Origin of the sequence: Duffyella gerundensis (genome assembly GCF_001517405.1) — a bacterium.
In the GTDB taxonomy this organism is placed as follows: Bacteria; Pseudomonadota; Gammaproteobacteria; order Enterobacterales; family Enterobacteriaceae; genus Duffyella; species Duffyella gerundensis.
This window is the reverse complement of record NZ_LN907828.1, coordinates 13148-33339: the sequence shown is the minus strand read 5'-3', so window position 1 is coordinate 33339 and position 20192 is coordinate 13148. Positions and strand designations below refer to the sequence as shown.

The following is a 20192-nucleotide window of genomic DNA, read 5'->3' as shown; positions in this document are numbered from 1 at the left end:
GAATTCAGGCCGTGACCGCCCGGTTGCGCTCAACGATGGCGTCATGCGTAAGCGAGTCGCCTGCGGACATAAACTCGTTGATCAATGCATCCCGGTTTACTGGCGCGCACGCTTTATCCGCGGCGTTAAGCGCTGCCCTGAGGGCGTCGCTGGTGAGTTCAGTGCAGTAGGCTGGCGTGCCGGGCTGCTGACGCCATGATTCCGCAAGCGTTCCGCCATCAACGGCGTCAAAACCGGTTTGGCTCACCAGCTCCATCACCACGGATTTGGCGGCGGCGTCATTGCCAGCAACAGGAATCGCGATGCGCGTTGCAGAACCCGCCGCCGCACCTTTTTCCTGTAGGGTTTTTGCCAGAACCGCATTCCACGCCTTCACCACCGGACGTTGAAGCATTTCGCTGGCATAAACGCTTTCTGCTTTGCCCTGACTGATGGCCTCAATATTGCCGTCGCGAAATGGATAGTAATTCGAGGTATCAATCACAATCACGTTTTCGCCAACGCCGCCCAACAAAGGTGCCAGTTCGGCATGCTTATCAAACGGCGTAGAGAGAATGATCACATCCACATCACGCACCGCCTCCTGACGTTCAACCGCCTTTGCGCCGATACGGGTTGCCAGTTCAGCAATGGTCTCCGGCCCTCTGGAGTTCGCCAGCTTGATGGTATGCCCATGGGCAGCAAGTTTTTGTGCCAGCGTCGAGCCAATATTTCCGGCGCCAATGATGCCTATTTTCATAAAACCTCTTTTTTTTCAGGAGATAACGATGCGTTATCTGCAGGATGAGCAAAATCGTTCAGGGTATCGCGCAGCGCTTCCAGCTTTGCATCCGACAGCTGACAGGCTGATTTAATGTTGTCGGTGATGCTCCATAGCGTGCTTTGCAAGGCACGGCCCTCTTCAGTCAGAGTGATGAGAACGCGCCGTTCATCGCTACGATCGCGGGTGCGGCGCACGCGCCCTGCTGCCTCCAGACGTTTAAGTACCGGCGTAATCGTCCCGGTATCCATGCCGAGCTTATTGCCAATATCTCCCACCGTGCGTGGCGTGTCGTTAAACAGCTCCAGCATCACCAGGTATTGTGGAAAGGTCAGCCCGAGCGGAGCCAGTAACGGCTTGTGCAGCCGGTTCATGCGGCTTGCCGCGCCATAAAGCGCAAATGAGAGTTGGGTGCCGATTTCCTGACGTGTCTGCATTTTTGTACTCAATGATTTATCTCGTTGTTGATTATCTGGCGCAACAGGTAAAAGAGTAGATGAGCCTGCGGTTCAGATAAAGGGATCAAATGGGGTATTTTGTGCGATTGGCGTTAAAAGCCGTTTCAGCCACCGCACAGCGCGGCATTGCTGAGCGACCGCAGGCCAGCATTCAGGCTGGTAAGCGGCATGGGATCTGGAACAGAACTGTTCAGTGGGATACGGGCGTCATATTCAGAGCGCCTGGCGTGAGGAGGTTAAAAAGCCTCATTCATTCGCTGAAAAGAGGCCTTGTGCTGTTCGCCCGATAAAGTCTGATTCACTCACATCTCAAGATAAGCATAACCGCTGTTTTGTAAGGTGGTTATGGTGGTCAGCGCGGAAGGCGTATGGATAACCGACTCTGCCACCCAATCCTTTTTATAATGATGCCAGGCGATAGCCTGATCGCAAATACTCACTTTTATGCCCTGACTTTGCAGCGCCGAAATAAGCCTGAGGTTAGGATTGTCAGTGCCATATATCTTTTGATAATGCGCATTATCAAGCATTGCAGGCGTGGCCCCACCATTAACTGCCACAACAAAACTGAGTTTGTTAGCGGGAACGCCAGCGGCGGTGTAAAGATTCACCACCTGCGCAACTTTTTCCAGCGCCGGATTCGGCATGGCAGGGTTATTTCCGCCCTGACCTACCCTGAAAACCACTTTATTGCTCAGATCCAACGTGGGCTGAAAAGCCGCATTGCGATCGTAATGGATGTCGCCATAGCCCTTTACCGCCGGTGTTGTCCAGAAGCCCGCAGGCTGCTGTTTTGCGATGTCAGCAGAGCGATCGGGTGCAGTTTTGGAAAAAGTATCATGACTAGCCAGCGCAGCACCCACCACGCCACCGCTTATAGCAATCAGTAATCCAGTTGTAACAGAACGCATGTTTCCCCTTGAGCTGGGCGGCTTAACCCGCAGCGCCCTGCTTATAGTGGTTAAAGAAGAGATCGACGAAAGCATTATGGCATCTGCTCACCCGCCGTAAATTCACTTTATTCCTGGTCACCGCGCTATGTCATGTTTAGAGATTATTCCTAAGCAGCGGAATCACAATCCGCTTGAGCAAAGTCAGCGTGAACTGCTTGCTGCTTTACTCATTCACAAGGATATTTGTTCTCTGCGCTGAGGCGGCATTCTCAGATAAAGAGGCACTGCCCGCTATAACTGCGCCGCGGACAGGTGTTCAGCCTCAGCGCTATTTTTGACTCGCCTGGTTTTTGCCTTTTCTTTTGGCGTCCAGCAGCGCGCTCTCCGCCTGATGAATAAGCATGGCGGCGTCCATATCACTGTTTGCAGCGTTGCGCGTGCTACAGCCTGCGCTGATGGTCACAGTGTGGCCGGGTGCATCAACAACATCAGGCAGATGGCAGTGGCGCACCGCCGAAACGGCACGCATCGCTATTTCAAAAGCATAAATGGAAGAGGTATTCGGCAGCACAAAAGCAAACCGGTCACCGCCATAATGCGCCACCAGATCGGTGGTGGATAACGGCATATCGCGCAGCGCTTTCCCCACCTGCCGCAGGCATTTATTTCCCGCCTCATGCCCGAGGGTGTCATTGTAATATCTGAAACCGTCAATACCGGCAATCACCACTGAAACCGGCCTGCCGCTGCTACGCGATCGCCGTAGCGCCTCTTCAAGAAAGATATCAAACTGTTTGCGGCTTGCCAGCCCGGTCATTTCATCCAGCAGCGCCAGCGCATGCAGCGTTTGGTTAACGTGGGTTAGCTCGCCCTGCATGCGTGAAATCTCATGCTGATTGTGTTTTTGTACCCGCGCCTGGCGCAGAATGGCTACGCCCATGCCCAGCACGGTAGCCAAAAGCGCGGTATTGAGCGCAAGGCTCAACAGATGATCGGTCAACCATTTTTGCCACAGCGTGGCCTTATCGTAGCCCGCGGTAACAACCAGCGGAAAACGGTGCAGACGCGCATAGCCGTAGATTCTTTCGATGCCATCCAGAGGCGAATGCCAGCTCCGACCGCCGCTGTCTGCATGCTTTAAAACGGTCCTGAACAGCGGACTTTGCGCCAGACTTTGATTGATAACGGAATCAGGAAACGGACGGGCGTACAGCACGGTGGTGTCAGCCAGAATTAATGCCAGAGCATCCCGATCTTCCAGCTCAAAAAAGTTATAAAACTTGCGGAAATAATCCACGCGCACCGTGGCCAGCACCACTCCCGCAAAATTACCCGAGCGGTCATAACGACGAAGAGAGACCGGTATAACCAAATCCTCCGAAGAGCGGCTACGAATAACGTGACCAATGCGAATATCCTGATTCTCGTTATCCCGGTGATAAATGAAATACTCCCGATCGGCATTATTGGCATTGGCCGGTAACTTTTCACTGGAAGCCGCAAGCCACCGCCCTTTTTCGTCATAAATAAAAATGCCGTTTAGCTGCAACAGTCTTTTTTGCCTTTCGCGAAGAAAATCCCGCATCTCTGGCGTACTGATATTCCCATCGTGGGATTGCTCAATTTCATGCATGACATCTTTGAGCGTAAATTCAACCTGCATAAAGGTATCTTCCGCCTGTCTTGACAGCGAAACAGAAAGGTTCATCGCCTCGTCGCCCGCTTCCGCCAGGCGTTTATCCCAGGAAACTTTCAATGTCCATATATTCACCGCCAGTACCCCGACTAATAGCGCAAACAGCATGCCATTACCGCTGCGCCCAAGCGCCGTATGCAAATAGAGAAAATGTGTCAGAAATTTTTTTTTCATATGTCATCCCCGAACTCTTTATTTTAAATGATGCTGTTTGAGAGCGCCCCTCTCGGGACTGTCATGCACGGTTAAGCGGATCTGAAACAGATCAAGGTAATATCTAAAATGCAGGTTTAGCTCTGCATAACAGATATAACGCGCCGTGTTCGGAGGTGGATAAAATAGATTTCCTGGAGGCTCAGGAAGGCATCGCTATTATAATCAGTGCAGCAGCCGATATTACGGCTATGCCTGTTATTATTGTCAGAAAAAACGCCTCGGTGATCAGGTGCAAAGCTAACCGGTAAATGTTGATACCCGAGTTTCCCGGTGCAACGGCATACCGATTCGCCTGATCATGCCGCACTCCGCTATCAAGCCGGGCAGCGAAACTTGCCCGTTGCACACACCGTTCACAGGTAAGCTTTATTTAAGTTTACTTAAATTCCACAAGTTGTGCAATCAGCCTGTAAGCGCAAAGTAGATGATTAAATGTGACGTGAATCAAAGAGATGGGATGTTATGCGCATTTATGGGTTAATTCAGGTGTAATACTGAGCCAACGCAGAGGTTAAGATTCTCTTGTGGCTTAAGCGGATGGGTTGTGAGAGGTACAGTTGAGATGCCCGCTACGGCATCATTCACCTGACTGCTTATCAGCAACGCTGAGGGTTTGCGCTTCCGCCGGGCGTTGACTGGAAGCATGCCATTAATCGTTGCGGCTTAGGCTGTGAAATAACGTTTGGCATTATGGGCAGCGGACAGCCGTTAACCGCGATCCCGTAGCTTCCAGCTCAGCCAGCTATTGAGCGCTTCCCCGGCGAGCGGTTTCGAATAAAAGTAGCCTTGCGCGAGGTCGCAGCCATAATCGAGCAGCGCCGTTGCGTCTTCCTCACTTTCCACCCCTTCCGCCAGCACCACATAATCCAGCTCCTTCAGCATGGTGATAATGCTGCGGACAATAACTCGGGACGCGGTATCAACGGAAAGATCGCTGATCAGAGAACGATCAAGCTTAATGACATCCAACGGCATGCGGCGCAGATAGCTGACATTGCTGTAACCGGTGCCGAAATCATCAAGCGAAATGCCAAAGCCTTTGAGTTTGAGCATTTCCAGCCCCTGGAGCGCCGCGGAGCTTTCGATAATGCGTTCCGTTTCAAGGCATTCAATACCGAGTAGCGCGGTCGAGAGTCCGGCTTTTATCATCCGGCTCTCAAGCTGATCGGCAAACACTTTTTGCGAGAAATCACGTACGCTGACATTGATGGTGATCGGCAGTTGGATAGGGCTGTTTCGTAGCGCAGTCAGGCGAAGAATAACGCTGTTGATCACCCAGGCGGTGACCTCACCCAGCAGCTCGGTCTGTTCCGCCAGCGGAATAAAGGCCGCCGGGGAAAGCTCGCCGCGGGTCGGATGCCGCCAGCGGATCAGCGCTTCCAGGCCAACAGGCATACCATCCTGCAAACGCACCTTAGGTTGATAAACCAGATACAGACCAATATTTTCGCGCAGCGCGACGGTCAAATCGTTCATCAGGCGGAAATCACGGGTGCGCTGCGTATCGGAAACTTCGCTAAATGGCAAAGAAGGCACGCCTAGCCCAATAGCTTCATGCAGCGCACTCACCGCGCGACGCAACACTTCCTGAGCGGCCACTTCACCGGCAATAAATTCCGCCTCGCCGCTGTGGGTGGTCAGCGCTACTGACAACCCCTCTTCCAGGTCGGCGCTGATACCGGCAAGCCGACTGACAACCCAACTGGCATTCAGCGGCCCGTCAGCGCGGGTCAGCAGCGCAAAGCGCCCGGTAGCCACGGTGTACAGCATGTCACCCGGCGTCAACCGCAGACGCAGCGGAATAAGCGTCGCCATATCACCGAGCAGGCTTTCTACCGGGCCCATTCCCATCGAGCGAGCGAGTTCGTAAGCCCGCGGCATATCAATGCAGTCGATCAGCACCAGCCTGCGTCGCGTGGTATCACCCGCCTCGGCCAGATATTGCAGATCGCGAATAAGACGCTGGCGATTCGGCAAGTCCGTAACCGGATCGATAAAGCCAGCGGAGTGCCAGGCTTCGAGAAAGGACATCACCAGCGTGGCGAGCAGCTGAAGCGTATTCAACTGAGCGGCGCTGAAAGCCTGCGGGCTGGTATCGGTCACGCACAGCGTGCCCAACCGGACGCCTTCACGATTTTTCAGCGCTACTCCAGCATAAAAACGAATGTAAGGTGCGCCGATAATCAGTGGATGCTCGGCAAAGCGGGGATCAAGATGCGTATCGGCAACGATGACCACGCCGTTGCCATCCACTACGTGCCGACACAGTGAATCCTGGCGTGACGATTGCTTAAGATTAAAGTTATGTGCGGCCCTGATATATTGCATCTCATCATCCACAATGGAGACAAAACTACCAGGAATAGCCAGCGTCTGGCTCGCCAGCCGGACAAATTTTCGCAGCACTTCATCCCTGATTTCATCGGATGAGCGCAGCGCCTGCAGGGCATGTTCACGGCGTTCCTCATCCGTATTAATATTATTGAGCATGTGTGTCTCCCGCCCCGTGCTTTGGCCGGAACGAAATAAATAAGAAATAGCCGGTGAAAACCGTTAAGAAAGGAATGTATCAGCTGTTATATTTTTAATGATTGTATGCCTGGTTGAGGCGGGTGTCTTTGCTTTTTTTTGCTGGCATGAATTTATTTTATGTGCGGATGATTACTGACGAGCCGGCAGTATTAACTGAGGCTTTATTTTTGTTTGATAGCGTATTCCTGAAGCAGAAAAAAGAAGTGAAATAACAGGTAATTTCTTTGTTTTCATGCAGTTAAATAAATAATCTAATTCTGAAATTAATACAGCTATCGATAGGGTGACCCGCGTGCGTCATGCGGCCGCGATTGATCGTTGTTGCCTCGCTGCCGCGGCTCTCTTGCTAAATTATCAATGTCTTACCTCAGCATGAAAAGAGGTCGTCAGCGCAGGCCACCGACAACCGTTTTCAGACAATGTCGATAATATCCAGTTGCAGCCCCTGAGCTGCCAGAATCTCTCTGTCGGCGTCAGGAATATCGCTGTCGGTGATCACATGGCTAAAGGGGCATTCTGGTGCCAGCGGATACGGATGGATTTGACCAAATTTCGATGAATCGGTCAGCGCGACAGTGTGAGTCTGTTTCGCCATCAGCGCGTTAACGACATCGCAGCGCAGCATATTTCGACCATTGAAGCCGGTAAGTGCATCCCAGCCATCAATACCAATAAATACTTTATGAAAGTTCAGGTTTTGAATGCAAATCCGGGTCAGCGGCCCTACCACCGACTCGCTGCTTTTCTGATAGAGACCGCCAAGGATAATGACATCGCCGCCGGTGTCTCTGAGCAGCGTGGCGATATAGTGGCTAACGGTGACGATGGTAATATCCTGCCTTTCGCTTAGCTCCCTCGCCAGTAGCGCATTGGTGCTGCCGCCCTCAATGAACACCACCTCGCCAGCATTCACCAGTGATGCCGCGTGTTCGGCGAGCCGTTTTTTGGTGGCATAGCGGGTGCGCATGCGCGCGCCGACATCATCACTTTCAGGCGCAACCGCCGCACCGTGCACACGGCGCAGAAAGCCGCCTTTTTCCAGCACGTTTAAATCCTGCCGTATCGTTACTTCTGATACGCTCGCAATCTGAGAAAGTTCACTGACGCTGATGCTGCCGCGTTCACTGACCAGCTGAATAATATGTTGATGCCGTATGTTCATGGTCTCTGCCGGTGATCCTTTTTGCCCAGCTTAACAGAAAGATAAGCGACGCCCCATCCATGCTCAAGGCCCGCCGGAGGCGGGCCATCAGCGCTTATTCCATGCCAAGACTGCGGCGCCCGTTGGCGTTGAGCATGTCAGGTGTGAAGCGATTTTTCCAGGTCAGTTCATAATCTTCCCGCGGAAAATCATTGGGCGATGCGCCTGCTGCCAGCGCGCGCGCGACGTTTGCCGCACAGACCGCGTTTTTGTCGCACCAGGGCGCGGCCGGGATATACATAACATTTCCCCAGCCCTGCTGATTTTCGACCGGTGCCACGGCATGGATAACGTCGCAGTGCCACCAAACCGAGTCTCCCGCCTGCAGTTCAGGAATAGAACATAACCCCTGAATCAATTCAGGGTGCCATTTTTCTGATACCGGCAGCACTTTGCCGGGCGATACGCCGCACAGTTCATCTTCCGGCACGTCCTTTAATAGCGGACGCAGCAGCATGTAGGCCATCGCTTCCGGCACCGGCACCACATGCAGCAGCCCTTGCCCCGGCTGCATGTCGGACAGCGCCGTCCAACCCTGAAAGGTACGGAACGCCGAGCATTTTGTGGTGGTGCCCGCCTCATACTCATTCACCCTGGTACGCCACGCGGCATCCCAGGGATCGTATTGATCAAAACGATTAGCGAAGATATGACGGAAAACGTTCTGATAAGCCGGAAGCAACCAGCGCTCCAGCGCGCCGGAATCGGTGTGCGCGCCCAATCCTGAGGATGTGGTGCCCGGTAGCCGACGACGGATGCGATCGGGATAGATGATACTGACGTCTGGCTCGAACCAGCGTTCGCCCTCGGATTCAAATTTCCACAGGCGGTTGAGGAAGGTTTGAGTCTGCGCCATCGCGTCACTCTGCCGGGCCGCCATCTGCGCGGGCGACCAGTAGACTGGATAGATCTCCGGGCGCGACGCCTCAAGGTTGCCAAAGAAATTATCGCCCGGCCCCTTATAAACGCGATCAAAATCGTTTTCATCCAGATAGTCGAGCAGCGATCTATCCCATTGCAGCGCCTGCTGGCGGTTGAACGTCTGCCTGACTACTACGCAGCCGCGGCGGCGAATATGGTCTCTGACTTCCTCTGAAATTTTCCCACTGGCGATGTCACTCTGGCTGACCTCTGGCCAGGCCGAACCGCGCTGCTGCTCTTCAGCTCGAGCCGCACTGATTTCACTGACTATCTTTGCTTTTACCTGATCAAACAGCCTTTCGACGTCGCCAATCTGTTCTCTTAACGCTTTTTTTACCAGGCGCACGGCCTGTTTAACGTCTTCCGGATGATGAATTGAGGTGTATCCCGTGTTCATGACGCTCTCCGCTAATAGGTGTGAAACTTTCATTTGAAGTATTTATACCTTCATTCATAACTCATGGCGGATTTTTCACAATGCGGTAATTGCGTAAATTCGAACAGGATCACAATAAAACAGCCCGTAAAATGGGTTGACCTTCAGCATCGCGTGGCGACATGCAAAGAATGTACTGCGCAATACTTTCACAAAGCCCGCTTTGATCAAGACGGCGCAAAAACGCCCGAGGTTATCAACACGGTGCTAACTGCTTGATTAAATGGTGAGATAGCGCACAAGATGCCGGATTCATACCCAACTGCACACAGGCTATCCCCATTTTCTGTGGATAAGTTTTGTCTGGATTACAGGGGGAAGGGAAACGGATTCGGGGTCATTATGGAAGTGCAGGAACAAGCCAGCGTCAGATGAGTGACAACGTCACTTAAATTATTGACTGAACGCGGAGGTACGCGTCAAAAAGGGATTCAGGCATTATCACGCGTGCCGTTGCGGCAGTAAGAGATGTGCTGGGCTTATTTTAAACTTTAGCTGATGCCAAAATGTGCTGTTAACTCCTCCCAACCAAGTGACCTAACTGCTGGTTCAATAATTCAATTTTTTTCCGCAAGCCTTCGTTTTCTGGACAACATTCATACAATAACACCCAGATTGCGCTACGTGAAATCTGTAGCGTTAGCAGGGGTGATGGGCGGTCAGAATTTACGTAGCGCTATCATCGCCACGCCTCTTTTTTCGCGGTTCAGGCTCTCTGAATGCTTAAAATTACTGCAGATCCTGCGGACTTCGTATCCAGAGTAATATAATAAGCATTATATAAAGTTACACGGTAAGGTTTTCAGGTGAGTCTCTGCATTTCTCCTTACAAATCGCATCATTAATTGAGTAGTCCGCGCTCGGATCCTTCATGGCCTCTGCCTGTAACTTTTCAAAAGAAAACGATCATTTTTCAAATGGCCTTAAATGTTCATCTTCGACACATTTCTAAAAATAACCGCTGGGTAAATCCCCTACCCTCTGGCGCGCAGGGAGCAAATAAAAAACCGCGCAGGGAGCGCGGTTTGTACCGGATGAACTCGAAAGCGGGTTTTTCAGAATTGCGCGAGAGGCAGCATGCTCTGAAGCATTCTGAACCGATCATCATTCAAATTTTCAGCCCGATATCGCTGAAAGCTGGAAAGCTCAATAAATGTAGCGTGCATGTTTTTCCCTATCCCCAACTATGGGATATAGCACCCCCAACCTGGGGACAGTTCAACTCTTCACACTCTCCAACGTTCGATCAAAATGAATCTTAGTTTTAACCCAAGGAAAAAGTAAAAACGTTGTACGCGGCACACGTTTTTAAGCTTAGAAGCAAAAATGCCAGGGTCTCCTGCGTTGCTTCTGGCTTTCCCTGAATGCAATATGTCACTCATTAATCACGCTGCAGCCAGCTACCCCGCCCGCTATCAATGCTTATTTTCCAGCACATCTTTAATCTTTTGTTCGCTGATCGGCTCGACATGATTGCCCCACGCGCCACGAACGTAATTCACCACGTCCCGCAATTGCTCATCGCTTATTTCGCCCTGATAAGCGGGCATTTTATAAGGAATGTTGCCTTTGGTAACCGGCGTCTCAGCGCCCCAGGCGATAACTTTGATCAAATTAGCAGGATCCTCCGCGTTTACCGCCGCGTTATTCACCAGAGAAGGCACGTTGTAATCGGTTCCCTTGCCGTCGATAGCGTGACAGGTTGAACAATAACGGAAATAAAGCGCGTTGCCCGATGCGTTTTTCGTCTTAGCGCGTTCCGATGAGACGACGCGATCGCCATGGGCTTTATCACTGTTGAGACTCAATAAATAGGCGCTGACCGATCGACGATCGGCTTCGGTCAGATATTGCGTGCTCTGGGTGATCACTTCACTCATAGGCCCGGCGACCGCAGAATGGCGGCTTCTTCCGCGATGCAACAACGCTTGCAGCTCGTCATCAGCAAGCGTTAAGTCTCTTAGTGATGGCGCAAACCAGCCATCAATCATTGCGCCGCTGAGATAAACCGGATCCGCGCTGTCATAGGCTTTTTCCTGCTGGGCAATGCCTCTCGGCGTATGGCAGGCACCGCAATGTCCCGGCCCTTCCACAATATATTTGCCGCGCATGATCCGGTTTTGCTGGGGATCCTGCGCGACAGCGGTGCCTGCGGCTGTTTCGGTAAAGAGACCATTCCAGATACGCAGCGGCCAGCGCGGCGAAAAATACCAGGGAATCTCGCTGGCTTGATTCTTTTGCGCCGACGGTTTTACGCCGTGCATAAAATAGTCATACAACGACCTGATATCTTCCTCTTTCATTTTTTCATAGGAAGGATAGGGCATCGCCGGATAGAGATAATGCCCGTCCCGCGCAATACCCTGGCGCACGGCGCGGTCAAATTCTTCATAAGAGTACGCGCCAATTCCCTGTTGCCGATCGGGCGTAATATTGGTTGAGAAAATATCGCCGAGCGGCGTTTGAAATCTTTTGCCACCGGCCATTTCGTCGCCATTCTTCTGGGTATGGCAGGCCACGCAGTCTGCAATGCGCGCGATGTATTCTCCCTCGGCAGTATTGGCAAAGGCGCTGGCAGAGAACATTACTGCAAGGATCGGAATCAACTTAGACATGTTATTTTCCTCAGCCCATTGCCTGGAGTTCATTAACGGCGCGCCAGGCCTGATCGATTGCCGCATGAGCGTAGGCACTCCAGTCGGAATCAGAATTGGCGATGGCAATACGGCCAACCGGTTGGCGCGCTTCTTTGATAATCTCAGGCATTTTATCGAGGTCATCAAACAGCGGGCTGGCGTAGTAGGCGTAACCGTGCGCCCAGCGGTTAACGGTGATGCCAACAATGTCGCGCTGGTGGTCAAATCCAGCGCCGCCCAGCATCTCCTGTAGCTGATCGCGGATCATCGCCTCGTGAGTATCAAACGAGGTGCCAAGCAAATAGGCGCGGCCGCGCCTGAACTGTTCACGCGCGGTGAGGTTGCTGCCCGGCCAGGTCGGCACATAAACCATATGCAGTACCATCGGCTCATCATCATTTTTCGGGTGTTGATAGTCACCCATGCTGACCGGATAATCGAGCTTCACCCGGCTGTATGGCGCTGCCGGGCAGTAAAACTCGTGAATGCCCAACGCCTTAAAGGATGACCAGTTTTTGATCGCCACATTGGTATAAACCAGCGGGGCTTTGACGTTCATGCGCAGATACTCTTGCTGCGGTTTCGGCGTCTCTGGCACCAGGAACGGAATCATCATGTTGTAGCAGGCCATGATCGCACTGCGGCCGCGTACCCGATGAGGCTTGCCAGCGTTAAGGTAAGTCACCACCACGCCATCGTCGCTGTTTACGGCGTTAACCACGATGCTGTTCAGGCGCAGGCGCGTGTTGTTCTCCTGACGATCAAGTCGGCTGTAATCGAGCCGTGAAGTGAGCGAATCTTCCATGGTGCTGCCAGCCAGCGCTTCCGGGATCAGATGGCGCACCAGCAGCCGGGTTAAACCCGCGTTGCCGTCGGGAAAATGATAGGTGTAAGGCTCGTCAAGATCGGCCTGTGCCTCTTCCTCCAGTGGCGGCAACTGCATCGCCTCCATGCCAGGCAACGCGCAAGCTCGCGCATCGTTGCAGGAAATGCCTTCGATGCCGATGGCGAAAAAGTCATTGGTGCGCTGCTGGAAATAGAGCACAGCCATTTCGCTCAGTCCGACTTTCTTGAGCAGGAATTCCCGATAGCTGTGGGTGTCCAGCCACTCGGTTTTCTCATCGACACTCATCGGCTGCAGATAATCTTTTGGCCTGACGTGCAGATCGATCAGCGCCTGTTTATCCCCCTCGGCAAGCGGGAAATCGTTGATAAAATCTTCTATATTGCGGCCGTTCAGCCTGTCTGGCGGAATATCATCGGAGACGGCCCGGCCCGGATCGCCACTTACAATTCGGGTTTCGCCAAAATTCTTTTTATCGAAGAAAACACCGCGGCTCAGATTTTGATCGGGATAAAAATTCTGATCAAAACACTGCTTCATTTTTACCACGCTGATGCCAACGTCCTGCAGCAGCTTATTGGCTACCGGACTGAAGTTATTGGCAGGCGACTGGAATGATTCACTGCCGCCATAGCCGATCAGGGTTTTCTTACCGACGGAAAATTCATTGCGTTTGGCATGTCCGCCAAAATCATCGTGATTATCCAGAATGAGAATTTTTTTATCTTTACCGGCTACCTGCTGCCAGAAGCAGGCGGCCGCCAGACCACTGATGCCGCCGCCGACAATCACCAGGTCATAGTGCTCTTCGACGGGAAGCGCATCGAAATTAAAATTCTCATGTTCGCGACCCAGCGCGTGGGCATTTTCAAACGAGCCTGGATGATTACCGCGTAAACCCATCAATGCAGGCGGATATTGCGCATCGCCATCAAGCATTGTTGCATGGCCCGCGGCCTGAAGCAGCTCCAGCGGCGTCAGGCCGGCAGCAACCGTTAAGGCAACGCCATTAAGAAAATCACGACGGGTAATTGGCATACAAAACCTTAGATATTGATTAATTGATACATTCTAAAAACAGGCGGAAGGCGCGTAATAACGGCCGAGAAACGGTTATAAAGGCGTCAGATTGGCTGTCGTATAATGCAGCTGTAAACGCGCAGAACGTTATGCTGACCACATCGACGTTTGCCGATGCGCTGGGAGGCTATTCTAATTCAACAGGCAAAGTAAACCGATAACTTTATGTCAGATTAATCAACTACAAGCAGGACCAATGCATTAGGTCAGGCTACGGTTTTATTCATGGTAAGCATGATTCAACAGGATGATGGCAAGCTCCGGCCAGCCACTCGCATCAGAGTCATTACCTCTATAAAGATTTATTTCCACTGTCAGGTTGAGTTGCCCTCAACGATATACCCGGTCCGCCCATTTCCAGCACGAATGTGACAAGCATCACAACATTGATACGGATCAAAATTGCATTCCAGTAAATACAGTTTAATGCCCTCATGATTTAATTCGTGCTGAAAAATAAGTATGACAACTTTTGAGCAAGAAGCGCTAATTAACCGTGCCATCACCGCGCACTTCCGCCATGCAAAACGCAGTGGCACCCTTGTTGAGATTCCCGATCGCAAACGATGTGAAGTGCTGGAAGTCGATGATAAATGGTACTGCACCTTGCGCAATAACAGCGGCGTGATCGCCTGCTACCGTGTTTGCCGCGTCTGTGACATATGGGTGCTCAAATTGCTGCCCCACCGCTGGCCAGCTGAGATCGGCGCGTAAAGGATAAGTCAGCGTAAGCCCGGTTTTACTCTGCTGGCAAAGGGTAAGAGGTGTTATATGCAACATCATTCAGATCTCTGGCTGAACCTTTTTGGCGTCGTGCTGTTGATCTATATCGTTTTGGATATCTGTATCAACCGGTCGAAGGGCGATAAGTGATCTCCGGCAAAAACAGGCGATTAATTTACATTACGTAAAAAGATTTACCGCTATTAATCAAGAATATAAATATTACTTAATCCGCAATATCTGATTATTTCGTCACGGGCTACCGGCTCCAACATAAACACATTGAGATCGGGCAAATGCGTGAGCAAATTTGTGTTGAACCACAAGAGAAGCAGCTGAGTAAAGAGGCCGAAAAGGCATTTAACGCCATGTTCGCGCGCTATCAGCAATGGATTGATCACCTGGTGCTTTGCACGCCAGGCCTTATTAACAATTTTGTGATAAGCGCAGCGAAAACCTGTGTCGCAGAGCAGACCGCTCCAGAAGATGTGGCGGCGGCAACGAAGCGGCTGGCAGACTATCTGCGTTTGCATCATCTCTGAACAGATACGTTGCGATACCGGCTTAGCCCGATGCCGCCAACAACGCAATCAGGAGTTTTTTATGCCCTTGTTATATGGCTGGATCGGGTTTAACGCCCTCTTTCTCGGTTTTCTCTGGCGGTTTGGCAACCCGGTTAAAGCCGGTATCGGTTCTGCCGCTGTTCTGGCAGCGCTCATTTTCGCAATCCACGGGTGACTTATGACATTACTGACTCAACCTGCTGAAGAGGCTATTCGCTGGCTGCGCCAACAGTTGCCTGGCGTAAAGCATGATTATTTTATGTGGGATCTGGAAAACGCACTGCGCGATGTCCTGCGCCATTATGGCGTCGACGAGGAAGTCATCGAAACCTTTAACGTCGAGCGCTTTATTGCGCTTCAGGATGCAGCGGAAAGCGTGCCAACCACAAAGCTGCTGGCGTTTATCTTTGTTAGCGAAGATAACGATTTTGCGATTAGCGCATCGGGCACCGTTTACCGCAAACGTTCTGCCTACCTGTGGCAGCAAACCGAGCTGGAGGAAAGCAGGATTCGTTTGCATGCCCGATATCAAGGTCAGCAGCTTATCGATGTGCTGTCGGATGAGCAGCATGCATCGGCATCGTCTTCAATCCGCGCCAGTAACGTCGTGAACATTCAACGTGGTGGTAAACAGCTGTCGGCAAAGTCGTAAAGGTCTTACTGCGATATCTGAGCAGTCTACAAGCCGACTGTTTTACGTCGGACACTATCGCTTATCATCTTTAGCTGACGATGAAGGTGCCCGGTTTTAAAAGGCTATCGAAATTGCCTTCACTGCTGTCAAAACGGAGTAAAAAATGCAGAAAGCCCTCTTAATAACGCTGATGGCGTTGGCCCTTGCTGGCTGTAAAACGCAGAAGACAGAGCAAGATCCGACTCCCGCACAGAATGTCGCAGCGACGCAAGCCGGTAGCCATCTCTATAGCGATGCACTGCTGGACGTGATCGCCGATGACCAGTGCTGGGTAAGCAAAGTGAATGGCTTCGCACCTCGCGCCGTGAAGCAGGTCAAAGCGGATATGTGGCAAGTGAGCACGCAAATGGACATCACCCTTTCGGTATTAAAGCTGGGGCTTGGTAAGTGCGACATTACGTGGATTGATGAACAGGGACACTCCGGGATTCTCACCGCCAAATAATGTCCGGTGCTCGCATCAGCGCCCTGCTGGTGCGATTTTATTTAACGCTTATAACCCGGTAAGCCGCCTTTTTACAGTGACAACGTCACAAAAAATCCACCCCGTTATCTCTGTTTGCCGTCCGGCGAATTCATGATGCGCTTCAAACAATCACAATCCCGTATGACCGGCGATGAAATTTTCATTGCGCGTTTTAAACGCCTGTTTCACATTGGTAGAACGTTCTACCTACAATAAAAACGCGATTTTTGCGCCGATTACTGCCTTTAACCGGGGATTTACTATGAGTGTGATTTCAGGATTAACACGTTCGCTGTCCAAATTGTCGATGATAGGCCGCGCCCTGATGCTGCCCATTTCATTGTTGCCCGCAGCGGGATTGCTGTTGGCGTTTGGCGATAAGTTTCACTTACCGCTGATGATGAATGCGGGTGGTGTAATCTTTGATAACTTGCCGCTGCTGTTTGCCATTGGTTCGGCGGTTGGGCTGGCGTCGGAATCGGGTATCGCTGCGCTGTCGGCGGCGGTTTCGGTATTTATTACTAACGTTACCATCGGCACCGTGCTCTCCATTACGCCTGAAATGGCGGCGCAGGGCGGCAAGTACGCCATGGTGGTAGGCATTCCAACGTTGCAGATGGGCGTCTTCGGTGGGCTGCTGTGCGGCATCCTTGCGGCCTGGTGTTATAACCGTTTCCACACCATACAGCTGCCGGAGTTTCTTGGCTTTTTCTCCGGCAAACGCTTTGTGGCGATTGCCACCGCCTTTCTCTCATTTCTGCTTGGCCTGCTGCTGCCCTATATCTGGCAATATATTCAGTCCGGCATTGATGCGTTGTCGGTGGTGGTAAACGGCGATAATCAGGCCGCCTCAACCTTTATCTTTGGGCTGGTTGAACGCGCGCTGATTCCGCTGGGTCTGCATCACATCTGGTATCCCTCGTTCTGGTACTCCTTCGGCGATTACACCACCCAGGCTGGTCAGGTGATCCATGGCGATCAAACTATCTGGTTCAAAATGCTGGAAGAAGGCGTGAAGTCGTTCAGCAGCGACAGCTATCAAAATGCCGGTAAGTTTATGCAGGGTGAGTTTCCGCTGATGCTGTTTGCCCTGCCAGCCGCCTGTCTGGCGATGTATCATGAAGCGCAAACCCGCAACAAAAAGATTGCAGCGGGGATTCTATTTTCCGCCGGGCTGACCTGTTTCCTCACCGGTATTACCGAGCCGGTAGAGTTTACCTTTATCTTCGTGGCGCCAATTCTTTACGTCTTCAATGCGATCATGGCCGGGCTTTCCTATATGTGTATGTATCTGCTGCATGCGCACATCGCCAAATCATTTTCTGCTGGCCTGATTGACTACATTTCATTTGGCATCCTGCCATCGTTTAACGGCTTTCAAACCAACTACCTCAACGCCATCATTATCGGCGTGCCGATGGGTCTGATTTATTACGTCACCTTCCGCTTTGTGATTCGGCGGTATGACATCAAAACGCCGGGGCGCGCCGATGTCACTGCTGACGCCAGTAATAAAACCGATGACGAACTGGCCACCGAAATTATTGGCCTGCTTGGCGGCGCGCATAACATCGCCTCAGTCGGTGCCTGCATTACCCGCCTGCGTGTAGAAGTGGCTCAGGGGCCACAGGTTGATAAAGATGGTCTGAACGGGTTGGGCGCGCGCGGTGTGGTCTTCGTCGGCGACAAGGGGGTGCAGGTGATTTTCGGGGCCCGTGCGCAGTTTATTGCGCAACGTATGTCCGCCATACTGGGAAAATAATGGGTTTACTGAGTGAAATAAGGCTGCCTGCCACCTGCGGGCAGCCTTATGCTATAGGGATGATTAGCGTGCATTTTTCAGGGAGCCGCGGTGAAAAGAGTCAGTATTGTTGATGTCGCCAAAGAGGCCGAGGTGTCGGTTTCCACCGTGTCGCTGGTGCTGCGGCAGAAAGGAAAGATCTCTCCCGCCACCATTGCACGCGTACAGCAGGCGATGACCACGCTGGGCTATGTTCACAACGTAGCCGCCGCCAATTTACGCGCCAGCACCTCCAATCTGATTGGCCTGATCATCCGCGACTTCAGCGACAGCTTCGCCATCAAGGTGATGGCCAGCATCGTGCAGGAGCTGGAACGTCGGCAATATATGGTGTTTCTCGGTCAGCCGCAAAACGATGAAGAGGCGCTCGAACGCTGCCTGCTGTCGTTTAAGCAGCAGGGCGTCGCAGGGGTCATCTATTTGAATTCTGATGTCACTGCTTCTGCGTTGCCGGAAGCGATTCGTCGCTGTCCGCTACCGCTGGTGGTGGTGTCGCAGTCTCTTTCTGAAGAGAAGTGTGATTTGGTGATGCGTGATAACCGGCAGGCGGCCAATCTGGCAACCCGTTATCTGATAGAGCGTGGACACCGCAATATCGCCTATATTGGCGGCGGAGAAAGCGATCGCATTCGCCAGCAGCGTCTGCAGGGTTTTCGCAGCGCGCTAACGCAATACGGCATGATTTTCCGTGAGGAGTTGGCGCCCGCCTGCGATGAAAGCACTCGCGCCGCTGGCCTCGTGACCCGTAAGCTGCTGGAAAAAAATAATGCCGTTACCGCGCTGCTCTGCCATTCTCCCAATGCGATGCTCGGCGGTATCAGCGCCGTACACCAGGTTGGCCGCACGTTAGGCAAGGATCTGTTTTTAACCTCTCAGGTCGCGCTGTTGGGATTTGAGGATATGCTGCACGTGAACCTGACTTCGCCTTCCCTGACCTACGTTTCCTCTGCCAGTGAGGAGACCGGCTGTCAGGCGGCCGGATTGATTCTGCGCAAGATTAATGAGGCCGATTTGACACCGCAGCGGATTATTCTCTCCGGCCAGCTGGTGATTCGTGAATCGGCATGACGATGGTTATCGATATGTTGTACGAACTCGTAAGCGCGGCCTGCGGCTAACGCAGAATAAGCGCAGCGAGTAACCCGATAACCGAGACAGCTGACATCAACAACACATTGCCACTGTAGGTTTGTAGCGCCGTGGAATCCTCGTGACGCAGGGCTTTAAAACGCACAAGCGCACGGTTTGGGTTGGATGCCTCGATCTCTTCAAACTGCTTTTCAAAGCCTTTGACCGCCAGCAAGGCGGCGTTTTCAACGTCTGACCTTTCCAGCACCACGACGTCTTTGCCCTTCTGAAAAAAACAGTAATCTGGCATCTGCTGCTCCTTGAGTTATATTTTTGCATCTGGGAAATAACCAGATTCGCTGTATTGACGTAATTTAGCAATCGACATATTCGATTTTAGCGTGCCTCAGAAAGAACACTTTTTTGTTAATTTTGTCCGCTGATTTCGATGCGCGGATATGCGACGACTCATCGCTGTTTCTTCTGGTGCGCTACATCCACGGCTGAATCGGGCTTCAGGATTCAGGGCAAACATTCAAGCCGAAAAGGAGATAGAAATGCACGGACCCGATCCATCAGATAAACACCCCATGGCGGGTTTTCCTCAGGTCTGCTTTATTAAGAACACGGTGAACAATCCCAATATTATCGTTGGTGATTACACCTATTACGATGACCCGGAAGATTCAGAAAATTTCGAACGCAACGTGCTTTATCATTTTCCCTTTATTGGCGATAAGCTGATCATCGGTAAATTTTGCGCGATTGCCCGGGGCGCGCAGTTCATTATGAATGGTGCCAACCATAAACTTTCCGGCTTCTCGACCTTTCCCTTTTATATCTTCGGCCAGGGTTGGGAAAAAGCGCTGCCACAGGCCGGCGAGCTGCCTTACAAGGGCGACACGGTGATTGGCAATGACGTCTGGATAGGTTATCAGGCACTGATTATGCCCGGCGTAACCATTGGCAATGGCGCGATAATCTCCTCTCGATCGGTGGTTACCGCTGATGTTCCTGCCTATACCATTGTGGGTGGCAACCCGGCTAAGGTGATTAAGCAGCGCTTTCCTGCTGAGATCATCGCCGCGCTTGAGCAACTGGCCTGGTGGGACTGGCCGATCGAGAAAATCACCCAAAATCTGCCCGCGATCATGTCGGCCGATATTGCGGCTTTCGTCGATTAGCAGGCACGGCTTTAACACTA

At 52.0% G+C, this 20192-nt stretch carries 17 protein-coding genes; 7 read left to right on the top strand and 10 right to left on the bottom strand.

Going from position 1 to position 20192, the window contains the following annotated elements; all coding sequences use genetic code 11:
• Positions 1-4: 4 nt before the first annotated feature.
• The 9 genes from EM595_RS17380 to EM595_RS17335 form a co-directional block, all read right to left on the bottom strand.
• The gene (locus tag EM595_RS17380) at positions 5-739 is read right to left on the bottom strand and encodes an NADPH-dependent F420 reductase (RefSeq protein WP_067435691.1); all 735 of its coding nucleotides are present in this window, start codon (positions 737-739) and stop codon (positions 5-7) included.
• Positions 736-1134 carry a MarR family winged helix-turn-helix transcriptional regulator gene (locus EM595_RS17375; protein WP_067436966.1) on the bottom strand — a complete coding sequence of 133 codons (399 nt, stop codon included), beginning with the start codon at positions 1132-1134 and terminating at the stop codon, positions 736-738. The genes EM595_RS17380 and EM595_RS17375 overlap by 4 nt, the downstream gene beginning before the upstream one ends.
• 386 nt (positions 1135-1520) lie before the next feature.
• Positions 1521-2204, bottom strand: coding sequence for a DsrE family protein (locus EM595_RS17365; protein WP_336470221.1), 684 nt, complete (start codon positions 2202-2204; stop codon positions 1521-1523).
• Positions 2205-2439: 235 nt separating this feature from the next.
• Positions 2440-3981: a sensor domain-containing diguanylate cyclase gene (locus EM595_RS17360; RefSeq protein ID WP_067435681.1), complete on the bottom strand. Its 1542-nt coding sequence runs from the start codon at positions 3979-3981 to the stop codon at positions 2440-2442.
• Between the two features lie 750 nt (positions 3982-4731).
• Entirely contained in the window at positions 4732-6513 is a 1782-nt protein-coding gene (locus tag EM595_RS17355; protein WP_067435678.1) for a GGDEF and EAL domain-containing protein, read from the bottom strand.
• A 454-nt stretch (positions 6514-6967) separates the two neighbouring features.
• Complete coding sequence (locus EM595_RS17350; protein ID WP_067435674.1) at positions 6968-7717, bottom strand: DeoR/GlpR family DNA-binding transcription regulator; 750 nt, start codon at positions 7715-7717, stop codon at positions 6968-6970.
• 94 nt (positions 7718-7811) lie between these two features.
• Positions 7812-9074, bottom strand: coding sequence for a DUF1479 domain-containing protein (locus EM595_RS17345; RefSeq protein WP_067435671.1), 1263 nt, complete (start codon positions 9072-9074; stop codon positions 7812-7814).
• 1454 nt (positions 9075-10528) lie between these two features.
• Positions 10529-11728 carry a c-type cytochrome gene (locus EM595_RS17340; protein WP_067435668.1) on the bottom strand — a complete coding sequence of 400 codons (1200 nt, stop codon included), beginning with the start codon at positions 11726-11728 and terminating at the stop codon, positions 10529-10531.
• Positions 11729-11738: 10 nt separating this feature from the next.
• On the bottom strand, positions 11739-13631 hold the full coding sequence (locus EM595_RS17335; RefSeq protein WP_067435665.1) for an NAD(P)-binding protein: 1893 nt from the start codon (positions 13629-13631) through the stop codon (positions 11739-11741).
• Between the two features lie 504 nt (positions 13632-14135).
• Between EM595_RS17335 and EM595_RS17330 the strand changes: the two genes are divergently transcribed.
• From EM595_RS17330 to EM595_RS17305, 6 genes are all read left to right on the top strand, one after another.
• On the top strand, positions 14136-14387 hold the full coding sequence (locus EM595_RS17330) for a hypothetical protein (protein ID WP_067435662.1): 252 nt from the start codon (positions 14136-14138) through the stop codon (positions 14385-14387).
• A 305-nt stretch (positions 14388-14692) separates the two neighbouring features.
• Positions 14693-14938 carry a hypothetical protein gene (locus tag EM595_RS17325; protein ID WP_067435659.1) on the top strand — a complete coding sequence of 82 codons (246 nt, stop codon included), beginning with the start codon at positions 14693-14695 and terminating at the stop codon, positions 14936-14938.
• Between the two features lie 199 nt (positions 14939-15137).
• On the top strand, positions 15138-15611 hold the full coding sequence (locus EM595_RS17320; protein ID WP_067435656.1) for a hypothetical protein: 474 nt from the start codon (positions 15138-15140) through the stop codon (positions 15609-15611).
• A 145-nt stretch (positions 15612-15756) separates the two neighbouring features.
• Positions 15757-16098: a hypothetical protein gene (locus EM595_RS17315; RefSeq protein ID WP_067435653.1), complete on the top strand. Its 342-nt coding sequence runs from the start codon at positions 15757-15759 to the stop codon at positions 16096-16098.
• Positions 16099-16381: 283 nt separating this feature from the next.
• On the top strand, positions 16382-17881 hold the full coding sequence (locus tag EM595_RS17310; protein WP_067436963.1) for a PTS transporter subunit EIIC: 1500 nt from the start codon (positions 16382-16384) through the stop codon (positions 17879-17881).
• A gap of 90 nt (positions 17882-17971) precedes the next feature.
• Complete coding sequence (locus tag EM595_RS17305) at positions 17972-18988, top strand: substrate-binding domain-containing protein (protein ID WP_067435650.1); 1017 nt, start codon at positions 17972-17974, stop codon at positions 18986-18988.
• 46 nt (positions 18989-19034) lie between these two features.
• Here EM595_RS17305 and EM595_RS17300 read toward each other — a convergent pair whose 3' ends face one another.
• Complete coding sequence (locus tag EM595_RS17300) at positions 19035-19298, bottom strand: hypothetical protein (protein WP_067435647.1); 264 nt, start codon at positions 19296-19298, stop codon at positions 19035-19037.
• 247 nt (positions 19299-19545) lie between these two features.
• Here EM595_RS17300 and EM595_RS17295 point away from each other — a divergent pair, with 247 nt between their 5' ends.
• Entirely contained in the window at positions 19546-20172 is a 627-nt protein-coding gene (locus EM595_RS17295; RefSeq protein ID WP_067435644.1) for a Vat family streptogramin A O-acetyltransferase, read from the top strand.
• Positions 20173-20192: the final 20 nt, after the last annotated feature.

Coding starts and splice junctions, on each gene's coding strand:
- EM595_RS17380 (WP_067435691.1), bottom strand. CDS start 739: ATGAAAATAGGCATCATTGGCGCCGGAAATATTGGCTCGACGCTGGCA.
- EM595_RS17375 (WP_067436966.1), bottom strand. CDS start 1,134: ATGAACCGGCTGCACAAGCCGTTACTGGCTCCGCTCGGGCTGACCTTT.
- EM595_RS17365 (WP_336470221.1), bottom strand. CDS start 2,204: ATGCTTTCGTCGATCTCTTCTTTAACCACTATAAGCAGGGCGCTGCGG.
- EM595_RS17360 (WP_067435681.1), bottom strand. CDS start 3,981: ATGAAAAAAAAATTTCTGACACATTTTCTCTATTTGCATACGGCGCTT.
- EM595_RS17355 (WP_067435678.1), bottom strand. CDS start 6,513: ATGCTCAATAATATTAATACGGATGAGGAACGCCGTGAACATGCCCTG.
- EM595_RS17350 (WP_067435674.1), bottom strand. CDS start 7,717: ATGAACATACGGCATCAACATATTATTCAGCTGGTCAGTGAACGCGGC.
- EM595_RS17345 (WP_067435671.1), bottom strand. CDS start 9,074: ATGAACACGGGATACACCTCAATTCATCATCCGGAAGACGTTAAACAG.
- EM595_RS17340 (WP_067435668.1), bottom strand. CDS start 11,728: ATGTCTAAGTTGATTCCGATCCTTGCAGTAATGTTCTCTGCCAGCGCC.
- EM595_RS17335 (WP_067435665.1), bottom strand. CDS start 13,631: ATGCCAATTACCCGTCGTGATTTTCTTAATGGCGTTGCCTTAACGGTT.
- EM595_RS17330 (WP_067435662.1), top strand. CDS start 14,136: ATGACAACTTTTGAGCAAGAAGCGCTAATTAACCGTGCCATCACCGCG.
- EM595_RS17325 (WP_067435659.1), top strand. CDS start 14,693: ATGCGTGAGCAAATTTGTGTTGAACCACAAGAGAAGCAGCTGAGTAAA.
- EM595_RS17320 (WP_067435656.1), top strand. CDS start 15,138: ATGACATTACTGACTCAACCTGCTGAAGAGGCTATTCGCTGGCTGCGC.
- EM595_RS17315 (WP_067435653.1), top strand. CDS start 15,757: ATGCAGAAAGCCCTCTTAATAACGCTGATGGCGTTGGCCCTTGCTGGC.
- EM595_RS17310 (WP_067436963.1), top strand. CDS start 16,382: ATGAGTGTGATTTCAGGATTAACACGTTCGCTGTCCAAATTGTCGATG.
- EM595_RS17300 (WP_067435647.1), bottom strand. CDS start 19,298: ATGCCAGATTACTGTTTTTTTCAGAAGGGCAAAGACGTCGTGGTGCTG.
- EM595_RS17295 (WP_067435644.1), top strand. CDS start 19,546: ATGCACGGACCCGATCCATCAGATAAACACCCCATGGCGGGTTTTCCT.